Origin of the sequence: Xanthomonas sp. BRIP62415 (genome assembly GCF_003993515.1) — a bacterium.
Lineage (GTDB): Bacteria > Pseudomonadota > Gammaproteobacteria > Xanthomonadales > Xanthomonadaceae > Xanthomonas > Xanthomonas euroxanthea.
This window is the reverse complement of record NZ_QEZH01000028.1, coordinates 98,921-114,788: the sequence shown is the minus strand read 5'-3', so window position 1 is coordinate 114,788 and position 15,868 is coordinate 98,921. Positions and strand designations below refer to the sequence as shown.

At 67.2% G+C, this 15,868-nt stretch carries 11 protein-coding genes; 3 read left to right on the top strand and 8 right to left on the bottom strand.

Annotated features, from left to right (window positions below; translation table 11 throughout):
• Positions 1-390: 390 nt before the first annotated feature.
• On the bottom strand, positions 391-3,192 hold the full coding sequence (gene polA, locus EO141_RS13145; RefSeq protein ID WP_127169416.1) for a DNA polymerase I: 2,802 nt from the start codon (positions 3,190-3,192) through the stop codon (positions 391-393).
• A gap of 77 nt (positions 3,193-3,269) precedes the next feature.
• Here polA and EO141_RS13140 point away from each other — a divergent pair, with 77 nt between their 5' ends.
• Positions 3,270-3,551: a DUF2782 domain-containing protein gene (locus EO141_RS13140; RefSeq protein ID WP_104585172.1), complete on the top strand. Its 282-nt coding sequence runs from the start codon at positions 3,270-3,272 to the stop codon at positions 3,549-3,551.
• A 610-nt stretch (positions 3,552-4,161) separates the two neighbouring features.
• Here EO141_RS13140 and EO141_RS13135 read toward each other — a convergent pair.
• Together EO141_RS13135 and ecfK are read right to left on the bottom strand one after the other, a co-directional pair.
• Entirely contained in the window at positions 4,162-6,690 is a 2,529-nt protein-coding gene (locus tag EO141_RS13135; protein ID WP_127169415.1) for a serine/threonine-protein kinase, read from the bottom strand.
• Positions 6,669-7,208: an ECF-type sigma factor EcfK gene (ecfK, locus tag EO141_RS13130; protein WP_104650338.1), complete on the bottom strand. Its 540-nt coding sequence runs from the start codon at positions 7,206-7,208 to the stop codon at positions 6,669-6,671. Before ecfK ends, EO141_RS13135 begins: the two co-directional genes overlap by 22 nt.
• 353 nt (positions 7,209-7,561) lie before the next feature.
• On the opposite strand from ecfK, the gene tagK reads away from it, so the two are divergent.
• Positions 7,562-8,236: a transcriptional regulator TagK gene (tagK, locus tag EO141_RS13125; protein WP_127169414.1), complete on the top strand. Its 675-nt coding sequence runs from the start codon at positions 7,562-7,564 to the stop codon at positions 8,234-8,236.
• 161 nt (positions 8,237-8,397) lie between these two features.
• On the opposite strand, the gene EO141_RS13120 is transcribed toward tagK, so the two are convergent.
• A complete protein-coding gene (locus EO141_RS13120; protein WP_104585166.1) occupies positions 8,398-8,844 on the bottom strand; it encodes a universal stress protein in 447 nt (148 codons plus the stop codon).
• Positions 8,845-8,953: 109 nt separating this feature from the next.
• Positions 8,954-9,535 carry a sugar O-acetyltransferase gene (locus EO141_RS13115; RefSeq protein ID WP_127169413.1) on the bottom strand — a complete coding sequence of 194 codons (582 nt, stop codon included), beginning with the start codon at positions 9,533-9,535 and terminating at the stop codon, positions 8,954-8,956.
• A gap of 213 nt (positions 9,536-9,748) precedes the next feature.
• Here EO141_RS13115 and EO141_RS13110 point away from each other — a divergent pair, with 213 nt between their 5' ends.
• On the top strand, positions 9,749-10,006 hold the full coding sequence (locus EO141_RS13110; RefSeq protein WP_104585233.1) for a hypothetical protein: 258 nt from the start codon (positions 9,749-9,751) through the stop codon (positions 10,004-10,006).
• A gap of 179 nt (positions 10,007-10,185) precedes the next feature.
• Here the strand turns inward: EO141_RS13110 and uvrD are convergent, their stop codons facing one another.
• The 3 genes from uvrD to cls form a co-directional block, all read right to left on the bottom strand.
• Positions 10,186-12,372, bottom strand: a complete 2,187-nt coding sequence (gene uvrD / locus EO141_RS13105; protein WP_104585164.1) for a DNA helicase II — start codon at positions 12,370-12,372, stop codon at positions 10,186-10,188.
• 404 nt (positions 12,373-12,776) lie between these two features.
• Positions 12,777-14,168, bottom strand: coding sequence for an FAD/NAD(P)-binding protein (locus EO141_RS13100; RefSeq protein ID WP_127169412.1), 1,392 nt, complete (start codon positions 14,166-14,168; stop codon positions 12,777-12,779).
• 269 nt (positions 14,169-14,437) lie between these two features.
• Positions 14,438-15,856, bottom strand: coding sequence for a cardiolipin synthase (gene cls / locus EO141_RS13095; protein ID WP_104650350.1), 1,419 nt, complete (start codon positions 15,854-15,856; stop codon positions 14,438-14,440).
• Positions 15,857-15,868 lie beyond the last annotated feature (12 nt).

Sequence of the window (15,868 nt, the reverse complement as noted above, 5' to 3'; positions counted from 1 at the left end):
GTGTTGATTAATTGAATTAATTCAGCCCATTTAAATTTGTGATTACCAACGGTACCGGTCAATGCGCAATGCGCTGAACCGGTTATGTTGCGTAGCAAAATAATTCGACGCCAAAAATAAAAAGCCCCGCAGACCAGGGGGAGGTCGGCGGGGCCAGGGAACGGAAACTTGGGGAGTAGTTTCCGTTCCGAGATCTGCTCCAGGGGATGGGAGAGATCTGACGACAGGCGTTGCGCCCGTCGAGGGATATAACACCATTTTCTACATTGATGGATCGTGAAGATACCTGTTAAAAAAATGTAGAATTTAGCGGTTATTCATTCCATCGGCGCAGGTCCGATACGCATTATGTCTGGTCTGCGCGTTCAGCATATCGGCGTCACTACTGCATCAATGCGCCTCATCCCAATTGTCGCCAACCCCCGAGTCAACCACGAGCGGCACGCGTAATTCAGCAGCAGCCGACATACGCGCGGTCACTTCGCTCAGCAGCGTGTCGACGAAATCGGTCTCGGCTTCGAACACCAGTTCGTCGTGCACCTGCAGGATCATCAGCGCGCGCTGCGCGTGCTCGGCGATCCAGCCGTCCACGCTGACCATGGCGCGCTTGATGATGTCGGCGGCGGTGCCCTGCATCGGCGCATTGATGGCGGCGCGCTCGGCGCCGGCACGCTGGCCCTGGCTGCCGGCGTTGATGAAGTCCAGATACAGCCGGCGGCCGAACACCGTCTCCACGTAGCCCTTGTCGCGCGCCTGCTGGCGGGTGGTCTCCATGAAGTCGCGTACGCCCGGGTAACGGCTGAAGTACAGCGCGATGTAGTCCTGCGCCTCGCCTCGGCCGATGCCGAGCTGGCGGGCCAGGCCAAAGGCGCTCATGCCGTACATCAGGCCGAAGTTGATCGCCTTGGCGGCGCGGCGCTCGTCGCCGCTGACGGTGTCGATGGTGCGACCGAACACCTCGGCGGCGGTGGCGCGGTGCACGTCGGCACCGGACTCGAACGCGCCCACCAGGCCGGGGTCGCCGGACAGGTGCGCCATGATGCGCAGCTCGATCTGCGAATAATCGCAGGCGATCAGCTTGCGCCCGGCCGGGGCGACAAAGGCGCGGCGGATGCGGCGGCCGTCCTCGGTGCGGATCGGGATGTTCTGCAGGTTCGGATCGGACGAGGACAGCCGCCCGGTGGCCGCACCGGCCTGGTGGTAGCTGGTGTGCACGCGCCCGGACTGCGGGTGGATCATCTCCGGCAGCTTGTCGGTGTAGGTGCTGCGCAGCTTGGTCAGGCCGCGGTATTCCAGGATCACCCGTGGCAGCTCGTGCTGGTCGGCGATGGCCTCCAGCGCCTCTTCGTTGGTCGAGGGCTGGCCCTTGGGCGTCTTGACCACCGCGGGGAGCTTGAGCTCGTCGAACAGCAGCGCCTGCAGCTGCTTGGGCGAATCCAGGTTGAAGCTGCGCCCGGCCAGCTCGGTGGCTTTCTGCTGGGCGGCGAGCATGCGCTTGGACAGGTCCGCGCTCTGGCGGCGCAGTTCGGCCGCGTCCACGCACACGCCGTTGGCCTCGATGCGTGCAAGAACCTCCACCAGCGGCATCTCGATGTCGCGGTAGACCTGCTCCAGGCCGGGTTCTGCGGCCAGCTTGGGGCCGAGCACCTGGTGCAGGCGCAGGGTGATGTCGGCGTCTTCGGCGGCGTAGCGGGTGGCGTCCTCCAGGCTGATCTGGGCGAACGGGATCTGCTTGGCGCCCTTGCCGCAGACGTCCTCGTACTTGACCGTGTCATAGCCCAGGTAGCGCTTGGCCAGGCTGTCCATGTCGTGGCGGGCGCTGCCGGAATTGAGCACGAAGCTTTCCAGCAGGGTGTCGTCGCTATAGCCGGCCAGGGCGATGCCGTGGCGGCGCATCACATGCAGGTCGTACTTGCCGTGCTGGCCGAGCTTGCGTACCGCAGGGTCGGTGAGCAGCGGCGCCAGCTGCGCCAGCGCCTGGGCGCGGTCGAGCTGGGCCGGGGCACCGGGAAAGTTGTGGCCGAACGGCAGATACGCCGCCTGGCCGGGCTCGGCGGCCACGCTCAGGCCGATCAGGTCGGCCTGCAGCGGATCCAGGCTGTCGGTTTCGGTATCGAAGGCGAACTGGCCGGCGGCGCGCAGGCGCGCGATCCAGCCGTCGAGCTGTTCCTGGGTCAGGATGGTCTCGTACTGGCCGCGTGCCGACAGTGCCGGGTCCACCTCCACCGGGGCGCTGACCGGGCCGGACACGAAGCCGGTGCCGCGGGCGCGGCCGGGTTCGGTGCGGGCGCTGGCGGCGGCGGCGCCGAGCGCCATCGGCTCGGTCGGCAGGCCGGCCTGGGCAGCGGCGCCGCCGAGTTCGCGCAGCGCCTGGGTGAAGCCGTAGCGGGCGTACAGCACCGCCAGCGTTTCGGCATTGGGCTCGCGCAGGTCCAGCGCGCGCGGGCCGCTGGCCAGGGTCACGTCGGTCTTGATGGTGACCAGCTCACGGTTGAGCGGCAACCGCGGCAATGCGGCGCGCAGGTTGTCGCCGATCTTGCCCTTGATCCTGTCGGCGTTGGCGATCACGCCATCGAGCGACTCGTATTCGGCCAGCCATTTGGCGGCGGTCTTGGGGCCGCACTTTTCCACGCCGGGCACGTTGTCGACGGTGTCGCCCATCAGCGCCAGCAGGTCGACGATCTGGTCGGGGCGCACGCCGAACTTGGCGATCACCGCCTCCTCCGAATCCATGCGGCTGCCGCTCATGGTGTTGACCAGCTCGATGCCCGGGCGGACCAGCTGGGCAAAGTCCTTGTCGCCGGTGGAGATGGTCACGCTCAGGCCATCGGCGGCGGCCTGCAGGGCCAGGGTGCCGATCACATCGTCGGCTTCCACGCCATCGATACGCAGGATGTCGATGCCCAGCGCATGCACGATGTCGCACATCGGCTGCACCTGCGCGCGCAGGTCGTCGGGCATCGACGGACGATTGGCCTTGTAGTCGGCATACAGATCGTCACGGAAGGTCTTGCCCGGTGCATCCACCACGAACGCGACATAGGCCGGGCGCTCCTTCAAGGTGGCGCGCAGCATGTTGACCACGCCGAACAAGGCGCCGGTGGGCTCGCCCTGGGCATTGGTCAGCGGCGGAAGCGCGTGGAACGCGCGGTACAGGTAACTGGACCCGTCGATCAGGACTAATCTGCTCATGCGCCAATTCTACGCTGCACGCCCACGCTACACCTTGCCAGCGCATACTGGCCGACGACCTAGAACGGATGACGACAATGATCAGAGCGAGTCTTTTGCTGCTGCCGTTACTGCTGCTCGGCGGCTGCGCCACCAGCGGTGCGGTCGGCGATGTGCCGGCCGGCGCGGATGTGACCAGCAAGACCATGGGCAACGGCGACAAGGTCGACGAGTACCGCGTCAACGGCCAGCTGGAAATGGTGCGGGTGACGCCTGCACGCGGGGCGCCCTACTTCCTGTACGACCGCGATCACGATGGGCATACCGATGCCGAGAGGGACAAGGTCAACAAGGTGTATTGGAAGCTGTATAGCTGGTGATTCGGGATCGAATCGGGAATCGGGAATCGGGAATCGGGAATCGTAGAGGATCGGTCCATTGGCTCTTCAGTCGCTGGTCCCGGTGACGGCACCTTGTGGCGTTGCGGCGGCGAATTGGTGCGCGGGGTCGGTGCGGGTCAGGCCCGGGGCGGGTGCCGCTGGTGGACAGATCTGCAAACCCCACGCTGTGGCCGGCCGGGCGCTGCCCGCCGACGGCAACGGCGGAGGCCGGCACGCTGAGCCGGAGCCGTTGGCCGGATCGAGCAGGCCGGCAGCGGCACTGGTGGCGTTGACGGAGGCCGGCGGCGTGCCCGACTGCGGTGACGGTCCGGATGCCGGCTGATGCGATGGGCACGCCGGCCACGCTGCCAGACGGGGGCCGAGGTGCATCGCCAGGCCGACGATGCGCGTCGCGGGCAGGCCGCCGATCAGTACGGTCAGTGCCCTGGGACTCAGGCCCGACCTCCGACACGCCGACAGGCGGTGCCTCGCCGGCGATCATCGGACACGCGTCCAGGCCTGTCAGGCGTGCGACATGCAGGGCCACGCTCCGACCTTTGCAGTGGCAGCCACGCTGGCCGGTGGCACCCGGTCAACCCGGCACGGGCTCTCAGCGTTGCGCAACCGCAGCCGTGTTCGGTGCGCTGGCAGTGGCAGGAGGCGCACTGGCCGGGGTGACCTGCGCCAAGGTCAGGCGTGCGGCACGCAACGGCTCCTCGGCATCGCCGTAGATGCCGGTCAGGATCTGCAAGGCCTGCTGTGCGTGAGCGCGCGCGGCAGCCCGCTGGCCGAGCCTGCGCTCGGCCTCGGACATGCCGCGCAGGATCTCGGCAGTCTGTGGATGCGCCCGGCCCAACACACGCAGGGACGAGGCCAGCGATGCGCGTTGTTCGGCCAATGCGGCATCCACCTGCCCGGCATCCAGCAGCCAGAGGGCATGGTTGCTGCGGTAGGTGATGGTGGCTTGCGCATCGTCGCCGAACACGGTGCGCGCACGCTCCATCGCGGCGCGGTAATGCGGGCCGGCCTCGGCCAGCTTGCCCTGCTGACGCAATGCATGGGCCAGGTTGCCTTCCACCATCAAGGTATCGGCGGCGTTATCGCCATAGAGCTTGCGGGTGACGCGCAGCAGCGCGGCCAGTTCGGTTTCGGCTGCGGCAAAATCGCGCTGCATCAGCAGGAACATGGCCAGGCTGTTGCGCATCGGCACGACCAGCGGATGGTCGGGACCATGTGCGGCAACCCGCTCGCGCAGCAGGCTGCGCTGCAACGCAATCGCCGGGGTCAGTTGCCCGACGTCGGCCAGAATGCCGGCATAGACATTCCCCGCGTCGATGCGTCGGTCGGCAGTGGTGGACGTGTTGGCCACGGCAGCGACATAGGCATGCCGGCCCTCCATCAGTGCATCGCGCATGCGGCCCTGGCCGCGCAGCGTCCACGCCAGCCACGCACGCATTTCATTGCCCAGCGCCTGCTGCCTCGCGTTGCCGTGCGCGGCCTGCGCCATGCCCTGGCGTAGCGCCTGTTCGGCCTCGCCCGCCTTGCCGGCGCCAGTCAGCGCCTGGCCGAGCATCGACGCTGCCTGCAATGCCTGCAGGCTGGCAGCGCCCTTGCTGCGCTGCGCCAGTGCATGCGCAGTCCGCAGATGCGCCGCCGCCTGCGGATAGTCGGCAAGCGCGATCAGCGTGCGGCCCAGCGTCAGCTCCACCTGGAGACGCGCGTCCGGCTGGTCGGCCAGCTCGCGCGCGGCACGCTGCGACGCCTGCTGCAGCACGCGCAACATCAGCGTCTTGTCCAGACCCTGCGCAATGCCCGGATCCACGCTGGACAATACCGAACTCATGAAATCGCCGGTGACCTGCGCGCGTTGCGCATCGCGCGCAGCATGTTGCAGCGACCACAACGTTGCGCCCAGGCCGGCAATCAGCGCAGTGGACACCAGGGCGGCAGCCAACACGCCACTGCGGTGGCGCTGGGCAAACTTGCGCACGCGCAACCAATGGCCGGCCTGCAGGGCGCGTGGCGGATACCCGTCCAGCCAGCGATGCAGGTCGTCCATCAAGGCCGACACCGACGCATAGCGTGCACCAGGCTCCGGCGCCAACGCGCACAACACGATCGCATCCAGGCCATCGCGTAGTTGCTGCTGCAGTCGCGGATGCGTGGTCGCGCGTGCCGCGCAGATCCGCGCACGCGCGTCGGCCGGTACCGCCGCCACGCGTTGCGATGGTGGCTGCGGCAACCCATCGCGCCCGGCCACCGGCGCCAGCCCGCAGCTCAACTCATAGAACATCGCGCCCAGTGCATAGATGTCGCTACGTGCGTCCACGTCCTGCGCGCCGCGCGCCTGTTCCGGACTCATGTAGCCGGGCGTGCCGCGCCCCTGCGCGAAGCGCATGGCCGGGTTGGCCGCATCGATCGCGATGCCGAAGTCGATCACGCCCGGCATCGGCCGCCCGTCGACGTCGCTGACCAAGACGTTGCCGGGCTTGAGGTCGCGATGGATCACGCCTTTCTGATGCGCATGCTGCACCGCTTCGCTGACCCGCAGCATCAGCTGCACACGCGCCTGCAGTGACAGCAGATGCGCATCGCACCACCAGGTGATCGGCTCGCCGCGCAGGTATTCCATCACCAGGTACGGGCGGCCGTGCGCGTCGGTGCCCACGTCGTGGATCTGCGCGATCGCCGGGTGCACCATCTGCGCCAGCAAGCGACATTCAAACTCGAACAACGCGCGGCCCTGCACATCCAGCGCGTCGGCGGCGACCAGCTTGATCGCCACCTCGCGCTCGTACGCACCGTCGGCGCGATGGCCCAGATATACCTGGCCCATGCCACCGGCACCGATCAGACGGTCGATCGCCCATGCACCGAAGCGGGTACCGGCCGGCAGTTCCGGCAATGGCGCGCGCAATGCCGCCACGGCCTGTTTCAACGGTGCGCGGACGCGTAGTGTGGCCTGCGATTCCACTGCCAGCATCGCCAGCAATGTATCGCGCAGCACCACGTCCTCGCTGGCCTGCGCGCGCGCAAACGCCTGGCGCGCGTCCACCGGCAGCTGGCAGGCCTGATGGAACAAGGCTTCCAATCGCTGCCAGGAGGTGGCGGCACTGCTCATAGCTGCGCCGCCAGCCACACCCGCGCAAAGCGCAGATCGCGCTCCAGCGTCGGCACCGATACCTCCAGCTGCGCGGCCGCCTCGGCCACGCTGAAACCCACCAGTTCGGTCAGCGCGAATGCCTTGGCCTTGCGCTCATCCACGCGCGCCAGCTTGTCGAAGGCATCGGCCACCATCAGCAACGCCTCCGGCCGCGGCGCGCCATCGGACAGGCTGATCGTCAACGTTACCGCCTGCCCGAGCCGCTTGGCGCTGGCCTGCCGCCGCGCCAGATCCACCAACAGATGGCGCATCTGCAGCGCGGCGACCGAATAGAAATGCGCGCGCGACTGAAACCCCTGCTGGCCCTGCTCCAGCCGCATCCACGCCTCATGTACCAGCTCGGTCGCCTGCAAGCCCGCGCGCGCATCGCGCCGCAGCGCCCGTAACGCGGTCTCGCGCAGCGCCGTGTACACCTGCCGCGCCAATGCATCGCCCGCGCCGGGTTCGTCGCGCTGCCAGGCCTGCAACAACTCGGTGATCGGCAGCTCGGACATCGGGCCATCTCGCCTGCGTGAGAACCCAGTATCCCGCATTGGCGATCGGGTGGGCGTTTCAAAACCAAACGGTTTAGCTCGCTCGATCAGCCGGGGCTTGGTACCCAAGCATCCCGCGCAACGGTCAGCCTGCCATGCTGCATTTTCTCCAGCCAGCGCCGTTCCCGACCCTGACCTCGATGCGATGCCGTTGCGATTGGCTTTGCGTTGGCCGCCACCCAAGGCACAGGCAGCGTCCATGCAGCTTTCCAGCGCCGCGGTGCATCGAGGAAGGGGCCGGCCGGTTGGCCTGGATCGGCATCGATCGCACCGATGCGTGACGCAGCGCCGGGTTCACGAAACGCGGTGATGGCCTGGCGCCGCTTTTCTCGGTTGGTCAGATGACAGGCCCCGGGGAGCGGGCCGCAGGCAGCACCCGCATGAGCAACACCGGCTATGACAACGCCATCGTCCCGCAGGCCTCCGCATCGGTGGAGGCGCACGCGCCGCTGATGAGCGAGCTGCTGGCCTATATCGAGCAGCACATCGGCGAAGCCGAGCTCGGTACCGAGTCCCTGCAGCAGGCGTTCGCGGTGTCGCGTGCGTCGTTGTACCGGCTGTTCCAGTCGCGCGGCGGGGTGGCCCGCCATATCCGCGAGCGGCGCCTGTGCACCGCGCACCGCTATCTGCAGGCCTACCCGGAGTGCAGCCTGACCTGGTTGCTGTACGAGGTAGGCTTTGCATCGGAGCGCCAGTTCCAACGCTGTTTCCAGCAGCGTTTCGGCATGCCGCCGGTGCAGTGGCGCCGCCAGTGCCGTGCCGCGCGGCCGACGCATGCGCCACGCCGCGGGCACGCCATGCCGCTATGGCGCTTCATGCGCGAGCTGAGCCCGCACCCGCTCCGGGAAGACGCGCCGGAGCGTACCGGCATGCCGCCGATGCGCTCCGCGGCCTTGCTGGATCGCGACCTGCTGCATCCCGACGCGCTACAGCGTCTTGCACACGCCACACGGCTCGCTGCAGCTCGGCCGGAGCCGATGGAACGCTGATTCAATCGGCGTAGGAGCGGTGCCTGCGCGCGATGGGGTGTTGCCGGTAACGCTTCGTCGCGCTCGGGCGCGCTCCTACGAAAAGACGTGCCGCCAAGAGGATGTGCGATTTGAGCGCGCGATGCGCTGCCGGTGGTCCTGCGCAGCAAGACGTCCGGCAGTCAGCGGATCACCAACACCGGAATCGAACTGTGCGTGAGCACTTCCACCGTCTGGCTGCCGAGCAGCACGCGGCGCATGCCGCGGCGGCCGTGCGAGGTCATGATGATCAGATCGCTGTTGCACTCCTTGGCGGTCTGCACGATGCCTTCGGCGGCGAAGCGGTCCAGCACGTGGCGCGAGGTGGCCTTGATATTGGCCGCGGCTGCCAGCTCCAGCGCCGGGCGCAGGATCTTCTCTGCGGCAGCTTCGCGTTCCTTGCGGTACTCCGGACTTGCCTCGTAGCCCACGCTCCAGCCCATCGCGTCGTACATGCCCATCGCCCACGGCTCGGACACGGTGACGATGTCCACCTTGGCACCGGTGGCCTTGGCCAACTCCAGGCCTTGGAACAACCCGCGATGCGACAACTCGGACGCATCGATGGCGATCAGGATACGTTTGTACATGGTGACCTCCTTGGATGACCGGCCTGGCTGCCGGTGGAATCAGCCTGACAGTCCGCTGCGGCACACGCCTTGATCCGCATCAATGCCGCCACGCGGGTTGCTGCAATATTCAATCGGTTGGCGCTGCATCGGCAGCGTCGCGACGTGCGCGTACGCGCGCCGGATTGCCCAGCGCGGTCGCGCCGGCCGGCACATCGCGGGTGACCACCGCACCGGCGCCGATCACCGCATCATCGCCGATGCACACGCCCGGCAGGATGATCGCACCGCCGCCGATCCACACGTTGCGCCCGATGCGGATCGGTCGCCCGAACTCCAGACCGCTGGCGCGTCCTGCCGCGTCGCGCGGATGGTCGGCGGCATAGAACTGCACCGCCGGGCCCACCTGCGTGCCCTCGCCGATGCTGACCTCGCAGACATCCAGGATCACGCAGTTGAAGTTGAGGAACACGCCGGCGCCCAGGCGGATGTTGTAGCCGTAGTCGCAATGAAACGGCGGGCGGATCACCGCGCCTGCGCCCACCTCGGCCAAGCGCTCGACCAGCAGCGCGTGCCGGTGGGCAGACGGCTGCGCGGCGCTGGCGTTGTAGCGCGCCATCCAGTCGGCCGCGGCCGCTTGGTCGGCCTGCAGTTGGTCATCGGCAGCGTTGTAGAGCTCGCCTGCCAGCATCTTGTGTTTTTCGGTGCGCATCGGGCCCGCTTACGCGGTAGAGGAGCCGCAATGGTCGCATTAACCGCAGCATAAGTAATACTCTTTGGTCCCTGATGCTCTACGTCATGTTCTCTCAAGGATGACACCATGAAGAGACTTCTCTACGCCTGCCTGGCCATGCTGCTTGCGATCTGCGGCAGTGTACCTGCCTATGCCACCTCGACCCTTTCATTTGAAGGCGGTGGCTATGCAATGACGTTTGAAATCGGCAACGACGGTCACCCTGTCATCGCCAGTATCCATTTCTACGAGCCGGGCGACAGCAAGGGCATTGCGTTGCAGAACGACTTCCAGGTCAAGGTGTTCGATACAAAGCGCAAAATATTGCGTCTGATTTACCCCAAAGGCGACCAGCGTGTGCCTCCATTTACGCTGGTCGTGCTAGCGAACAGGTCGACGCTCACCGTAAGGGGCAAGCGGATCAACTCCACCTTCAGTTGGGAAATGTAGGCATACCACGGCACAGACGAGACGATGCCTCGCCCGCCTGCATTTTGCTGCATGCGCTTGGGCGATCTCGGCGGGTGGTGTGAGCCGGCGTCAACCAGCTGCTGTGGCTCGCTAAGGCGCGCTGACGCATCCTCGTCGTTTTACGTAGCCAACTGCATTGTCGGTGGGTATAACCCCGCCTACACCACCGTCAGATTCGCGTAGGCCATCACCAGCCACTTGGCGCCGACGTCGTCGAACTGCACCTGCACGCGTGCATGCCCACCGGCGCCTTCATAGTCCACGACCACGCCGCCGCCGAACTTGGGGTGTTGGACATTGGCACCGAGCTTGATCGGTGCGGCTTCAACCACGCCGTGTACCGGCCCGCCGCGCGTCGCGCCCAGCGACGCGGTGCGTGAGACCTGCACTTTCGGGCGTACCTCGTGCAGCAACTCGCGCGGGATTTCGCGCAGGAAGCGCGAGGGCACGTTGTAGTTGTCCTGGCCGTGGATGCGCCGCGATTCGGCGTAGCACAGCACCAGCTTCTGGCGCGCACGGGTGATGCCCACATAGGCCAGGCGCCGCTCTTCTTCCAGCCGGCCGCTTTCTTCCAGCGAGCGTGCACTGGGGAACAGGCCATCTTCCAGGCCGACCAGGAACACGATGGGGAATTCCAGACCCTTGGCCGAATGCAGCGTCATCAGCTGCACGCCTTCTTCGCCGGCCTGCGCCTGGCCTTCGCCGGCTTCCAGCGAGGCGTAGGCCAGGAAGGCCACCAGCTCGGTCATGCCCTGGCTGTCTTCATCGTCCGGGCGGGTGAAGCGCGAGGCCACCGACACCAGTTCGTCCAGGTTCTCGGTGCGCGATTCCGAATCCAGCCCGCTGCGGCTTTCCTTGGCCCAATGCTCGCGCAGGCCCGAGCGCATCAGCACATGGTCGATACGTTCGGCCAGTTCCATGTCGCCGGTTTCGGCATGCAGCTGGCCGACCAGGCTCAGGAACGTGGCCAGCGCATTGCGCGCGCGCGCGGCCAGGGTGTTTTCCTGCGTGCACAACATCGCCGCTTCCCACAGCGACAACGCATTGGCGCGTGCCAGGCGGCGCACTTCATCCAGCGTGCGATCGCCGATGCCGCGCGTGGGCGTGTTGACCGCGCGCTCGAACGCGGCATCGTCGCTGCGGTTGGTAAGCAGGCGCAGGTACGCCAATGCATCCTTGATTTCGGCGCGCTCGAAGAAGCGCATGCCGCCGTACACGCGGTACGGCAGCTGCTCGGAAATCAGCGCTTCTTCCAGCGCGCGCGACTGCGCGTTGCTGCGATACAGCACCGCCACTTCGCCGTAACTGCCGCCGTCGCGCACCCACTGCCGGGCGCGCTCGACCACATAGCGCGCCTCGTCGACCTCGTTGTAGGCCGCATACAGGTCGATCGGATCGCCGTCGCCGGAATCGGTCCACAGCTGCTTGCCGATGCGGTCCGGGTTGTGCGCGATCACCGCATTGGCCGCGCCCAGGATATTGGCGCTGGAACGGTAGTTCTGCTCCAGCCGCACGGTCTGCGCGCCGGGGAAGTCCTTCAGGAAGCGCTGGACGTTCTCGACCTTGGCACCCCGCCAGCCGTAGATGGCCTGGTCGTCGTCGCCGACCACGAACACATGCCCGGTCTCGCCGGCCAGCACGCGCACGAAGGCATACTGGATGGCGTTGGTGTCCTGGAACTCGTCGACCAGGATCTCGCGGAAGCGCGCACGGTAATGCGCCAGCAAGGCCGGGGTGTCGCGCAGCAGTTCATGCGCGCGCAGCAGCAACTCGGCAAAGTCCAGCAGGCCGGAGCGGTCGCAACGCTCCTGGTAGGCGGCGTACACCTGCCGGCGCACCTCGGTCCAGTCGTCGTTGGGCTCGGGCTGGATATGCTGCGGACGGCGGCCTTCGTCCTTCTGCTCGTTGATCCACCAGCTCATCTGCTTGGGCGGATACTTGCCCTCGTCCAGCTCCAGCGCCTGCACCACGCGCTTGACCAGCCGCAGCTGGTCGTCGCTGTCCATGACCTGGAAGCCTTCCGGCAGCCGCGCGTCCTGCCAGTGCAGGCGCAGCAACCGGTGCGCCAGCCCATGGAAGGTGCCGATCCACATCCCGCGGCTGCCGTTGCGCAGCTGCAGGTCGGTGCGGTGGCGCATTTCGCCGGCGGCCTTGTTGGTGAAGGTCACCGCGAAGATGCCGTGGTTGGGCACGCCCTGGACTTCATTGAGCCAGGCGATGCGATGGATCAGCACGCGCGTCTTGCCGGAGCCGGCGCCGGCCAGCACCAGGTAATGCCCCGGCGGCGCGGAAACGGCCTCGCGCTGGGCGGGGTTTAAATGATCGAGCAAATGAGAGACATCCACCGCCGTATTTTACCGGTTGTGGCGTCGCTGCGGCTGAGATTGCGATGAAGCGGTTGGGAATGCGGCGCTGCGCCCTGCCCTCATCCGCCCTGCCGGGCATCTTCTCCAATGAGAGAAGGACGTAAGGCCCCTCTCCCGTTGGGGCGAAGAGGCGCCGCTTGCACGCCATTGGTGCGCGTGTCCTGGATCGCCCGCGTCGCAAGACGTGGGCCGCGCCCGAACCCGGGTCCGGGAGCGGAGCGGGGGGGTCGGGGTGAGGGTACGAGGCGAAGCAGTCGGTGCATCACGTCCGAAGGCGCGTGGCGACGCGTTTGTCACTGCAGGCACTGGTAGATGTCTGAGCGCCCTCATCCGGCACTACGCGCCCCCTTCTCCCGGCGGGAGAAGGGGGCGACGCCGATCAATCACCGCCCAAGCAGTCCCAACACATCCCGCGCAATCGCCGCTGCCTGCTCACGCAGCTCCGGTACCGCCAGGCTCTCCCACAACGACCCGATCCGCAGGCTGCCGATCACCCGCAGCCGCGGATTGGCGCGCCCATCGGCATCGATCAGGCAGCCATCGGCATCGGTATCCACCCCGATCCCATGCGGCCCGGCGACTGCAATGCCCTGCCCCAGCAGTTGCTGCAGCAGCGGGTTGCGCATCGCCTGCACGCGCATTTCCACGCCGGTGGCGTTGACCAGCGTCTGCACATCCAGCTGCAGCGCATGCCCGGCACTGGCGCCGGCACTGAGCCGCACGCAGGCACCGGCCTGGTACGCCACCTCCAGCCGCGCGCGATGCAGCTGCAATTGCCCGCGCGCGCGCATCGCCTGCAACTGCGCATGCACCGGCGCGGCGATGCGGTGGCGATGCACATCCCAATAGCGCACCACATGGCGCAGGAAGCGGCGTTGGTCGGCGATCGACAGCGTCTGCCACAGTGCCTGGCTCAGCGGGCGCAGACGCTCCATCACGCTCTGCCAGGGCAGGCCTTGCGCCATCGCAACCCGCGCATGCTGCCGCACGCTGCGCATGCGCGCACGCAGCGGCAGCGCCAGCAACAGCTGCGGATCGAAGTCCGCCGCAACGCAGTGCACCTGCGGCAACGGCAGCAGCCCATGCCGCGACACCACGTGTACCGCCCCGCGATGCGCCTGCGCGGCCAGCGTCACCACCGTGTCGGCCATGCTCAGTCCCGAGCCGACGATGCACACCGCCGCCTCCTGCGGCAACGCGGCGACCGCCTCGGTATCCCAGGCTTCCACCCGCTGCGCTGCCGACAGGCCGGTGGCCCCGCGCAGTGGCAACGGCCGCAACGCATTGCCTACCGCCAGCACCACGCTGGTGGCCTGCAGGGTCTGTCCATCGTCGAGCTGCAACAGCGCGCCATCGGCATCGCATTGCAATGTCTGTACGCGGGCGCCGTGCACGGTGAGCGTCGCCGGACCCTGCGCACGCGCAGCCTGCAGGCGATTGCGCAGGTAAGGCGCGTAGTGCCGACGCCCGACGAAGTGCTGCGGCAGCTGCGCGTCCTCCAGCTCCGGGCAGCAGCTGTGCGCACGCAGGTAATCGACGAAATCCTGCGGTGCCTCCACCAACGCACTCATCCGCGCGGCGGGCACGTTGAGCAGATGTTCCGGCCGCGTGGTGGAGTAGGCCACGCCCTCGCCCAGCACCGCGTGCGGCTCGATCAGCACGATCTGCAGCGGCGCCACGGCCTGACGCAGCAGCTGCAGCGCCACCAGCACACCGGATGCGCCACCGCCAACGATGGCGATCACTGCATCGCCGGGATCACGCAGTTCATTCATCCGGTAATTGTAGGCGATGCGTCGCGTCGCACCGATGACAGTGGCCATGCCCGCCGCAATGGCCGGGGTAGCACCGTGCAGACAGACCGGTCGACTGCCGCGCCCGTCCAATAGAGGTCGCCTGAGGCATCAGTTGCAGCGCGGGCACGCCCGCACCCGGTAAGGCCTTGCTGGCCCACGCTTGCACCCAGCATGACGCCTGCCATCGCAGGCACCACCCACGCTCCACCGGGCACTGCACCGCGTGAACCGGGCAACACACGCAAGGTCTACATCAACGCATCGGCCAGGCGTGCAATGCCCTCGCGGCTGCGGCGCCAGGCCGGGCGCGTGCGCCACTGCTCCAGGTCCAGCTGGCGGGCGTTGGCCAGGTAATCCTGCTCGATCGCACGCAGCCGCTGCACCACGCCCCGGTCGTAGCAGAGCATGCCGATCTCGGCATTGAGCGCGAACGAGCGGATGTCCAGGTTGATCGAGCCGACCAGTGCGATGTCCTCATCCATGCTCAGGTGCTTGGCATGCAGGAAGTGCGGGCGGTACAGCGCGATCTTGACCCCGCAGCGCAGCAGCTCCTCGAAATACGCCTCCTGCGCCCAGGCCGCCAGGACCTGGTTGTTGCTCTCCGACAGGATCAGCTGCACATCCACGCCGGACACCGCAGCGATGCGCAAGGCGCTGAGCAAGGCTTCGTCGGGAACGAAGTACGGCGTCACCAGCACCACCTTGCGGCGCGCCAGATGGATCACCGCGTTGATCGCATCGCGTGCATTCTCGAACGGATACGCCGGCCCGCTGGGCAGCAACTGCGTGGCGATGTTGGCCTCGCAGACCGGTGCATCCGGCCACACGTCCAGGCGCTGCCCGGTTTCGGTGAACCAGTCGCTGGCGAATACCGCTTCCAGATGATTGACCACCGGCCCGCGCACGCGCGCCACCAGCTCGCGATTGGGCACGCCATCGATGAAGCCGGCTTCGGCCAGATTCTGCGAGCCGACGAAACCCACCTGGTTGTCGATCACCGCAATCTTGCGGTGGTTGCGCAGATCCATGCGCCCGCTGCGGCGCCAGCGCAGGCCGCCGGGCAATACCGCCAGCACGTCCACGCCAGCATCCTGCAGCCGCTTGCGGTAATGGCGCAGACCGCGCTTGGCGCCCACCGCATCCAGCAGCACGCGGCAACGCACGCCGCGCGCACTGGCGCGTTGCAGCGCAGCGACCACCGCATCGCCCACCGCATCGTCGAACATCAGGTAATACAGCAGGTGCACGCGCTTTTGCGCCGTGTCGATCGCCGTGACCAGGGCCTGCAGCGATTGCGCGTAGTCGTCCAACAACTCCACCGCATTGCCCAGCGTGGGCATGAAATCGCCCTGGCGTTCGATCAGCGGCACCACCTCGGCGCTGCTGGTATCCGCCTGTGGGGTCCAGCGCAAGGCGTGCAGGGGCAGTTGCTGCTCGCGGATCACCTGCGAGGCGGTGGCCTGGCGTTCCACCCGCACCCGCGATAGCCACGGATGCCCGAACAGCAGATACAGCGGCAGGCCGACCACCGGCACGAAGCCGATCAGCAGCAACCAGCTACGCGCTGCACCGGGCGTGGTGCGGGCCGGAATCCACAACAGTGCGGCCAGGCGAATCACCCAGTCCAGCGCCAGCAGCCAGGTCCCTTGCAACCAGTCAGGCAGCATCAGCAATCCGTT

What these genes read in the sequence shown, in the direction of transcription:
- polA (WP_127169416.1), bottom strand. Translation starts at nt 3,192, where the DNA reads ATGAGCAGATTAGTCCTGATCGACGGGTCCAGTTACCTGTACCGCGCG.
- EO141_RS13140 (WP_104585172.1), top strand. Translation starts at nt 3,270, where the DNA reads ATGATCAGAGCGAGTCTTTTGCTGCTGCCGTTACTGCTGCTCGGCGGC.
- ecfK (WP_104650338.1), bottom strand. Translation starts at nt 7,208, where the DNA reads ATGTCCGAGCTGCCGATCACCGAGTTGTTGCAGGCCTGGCAGCGCGAC.
- EO141_RS13120 (WP_104585166.1), bottom strand. Translation starts at nt 8,844, where the DNA reads ATGTACAAACGTATCCTGATCGCCATCGATGCGTCCGAGTTGTCGCAT.
- EO141_RS13115 (WP_127169413.1), bottom strand. Translation starts at nt 9,535, where the DNA reads ATGCGCACCGAAAAACACAAGATGCTGGCAGGCGAGCTCTACAACGCT.
- EO141_RS13110 (WP_104585233.1), top strand. Translation starts at nt 9,749, where the DNA reads ATGACGTTTGAAATCGGCAACGACGGTCACCCTGTCATCGCCAGTATC.
- EO141_RS13100 (WP_127169412.1), bottom strand. Translation starts at nt 14,168, where the DNA reads ATGAATGAACTGCGTGATCCCGGCGATGCAGTGATCGCCATCGTTGGC.
- cls (WP_104650350.1), bottom strand. Translation starts at nt 15,856, where the DNA reads ATGCTGCCTGACTGGTTGCAAGGGACCTGGCTGCTGGCGCTGGACTGG.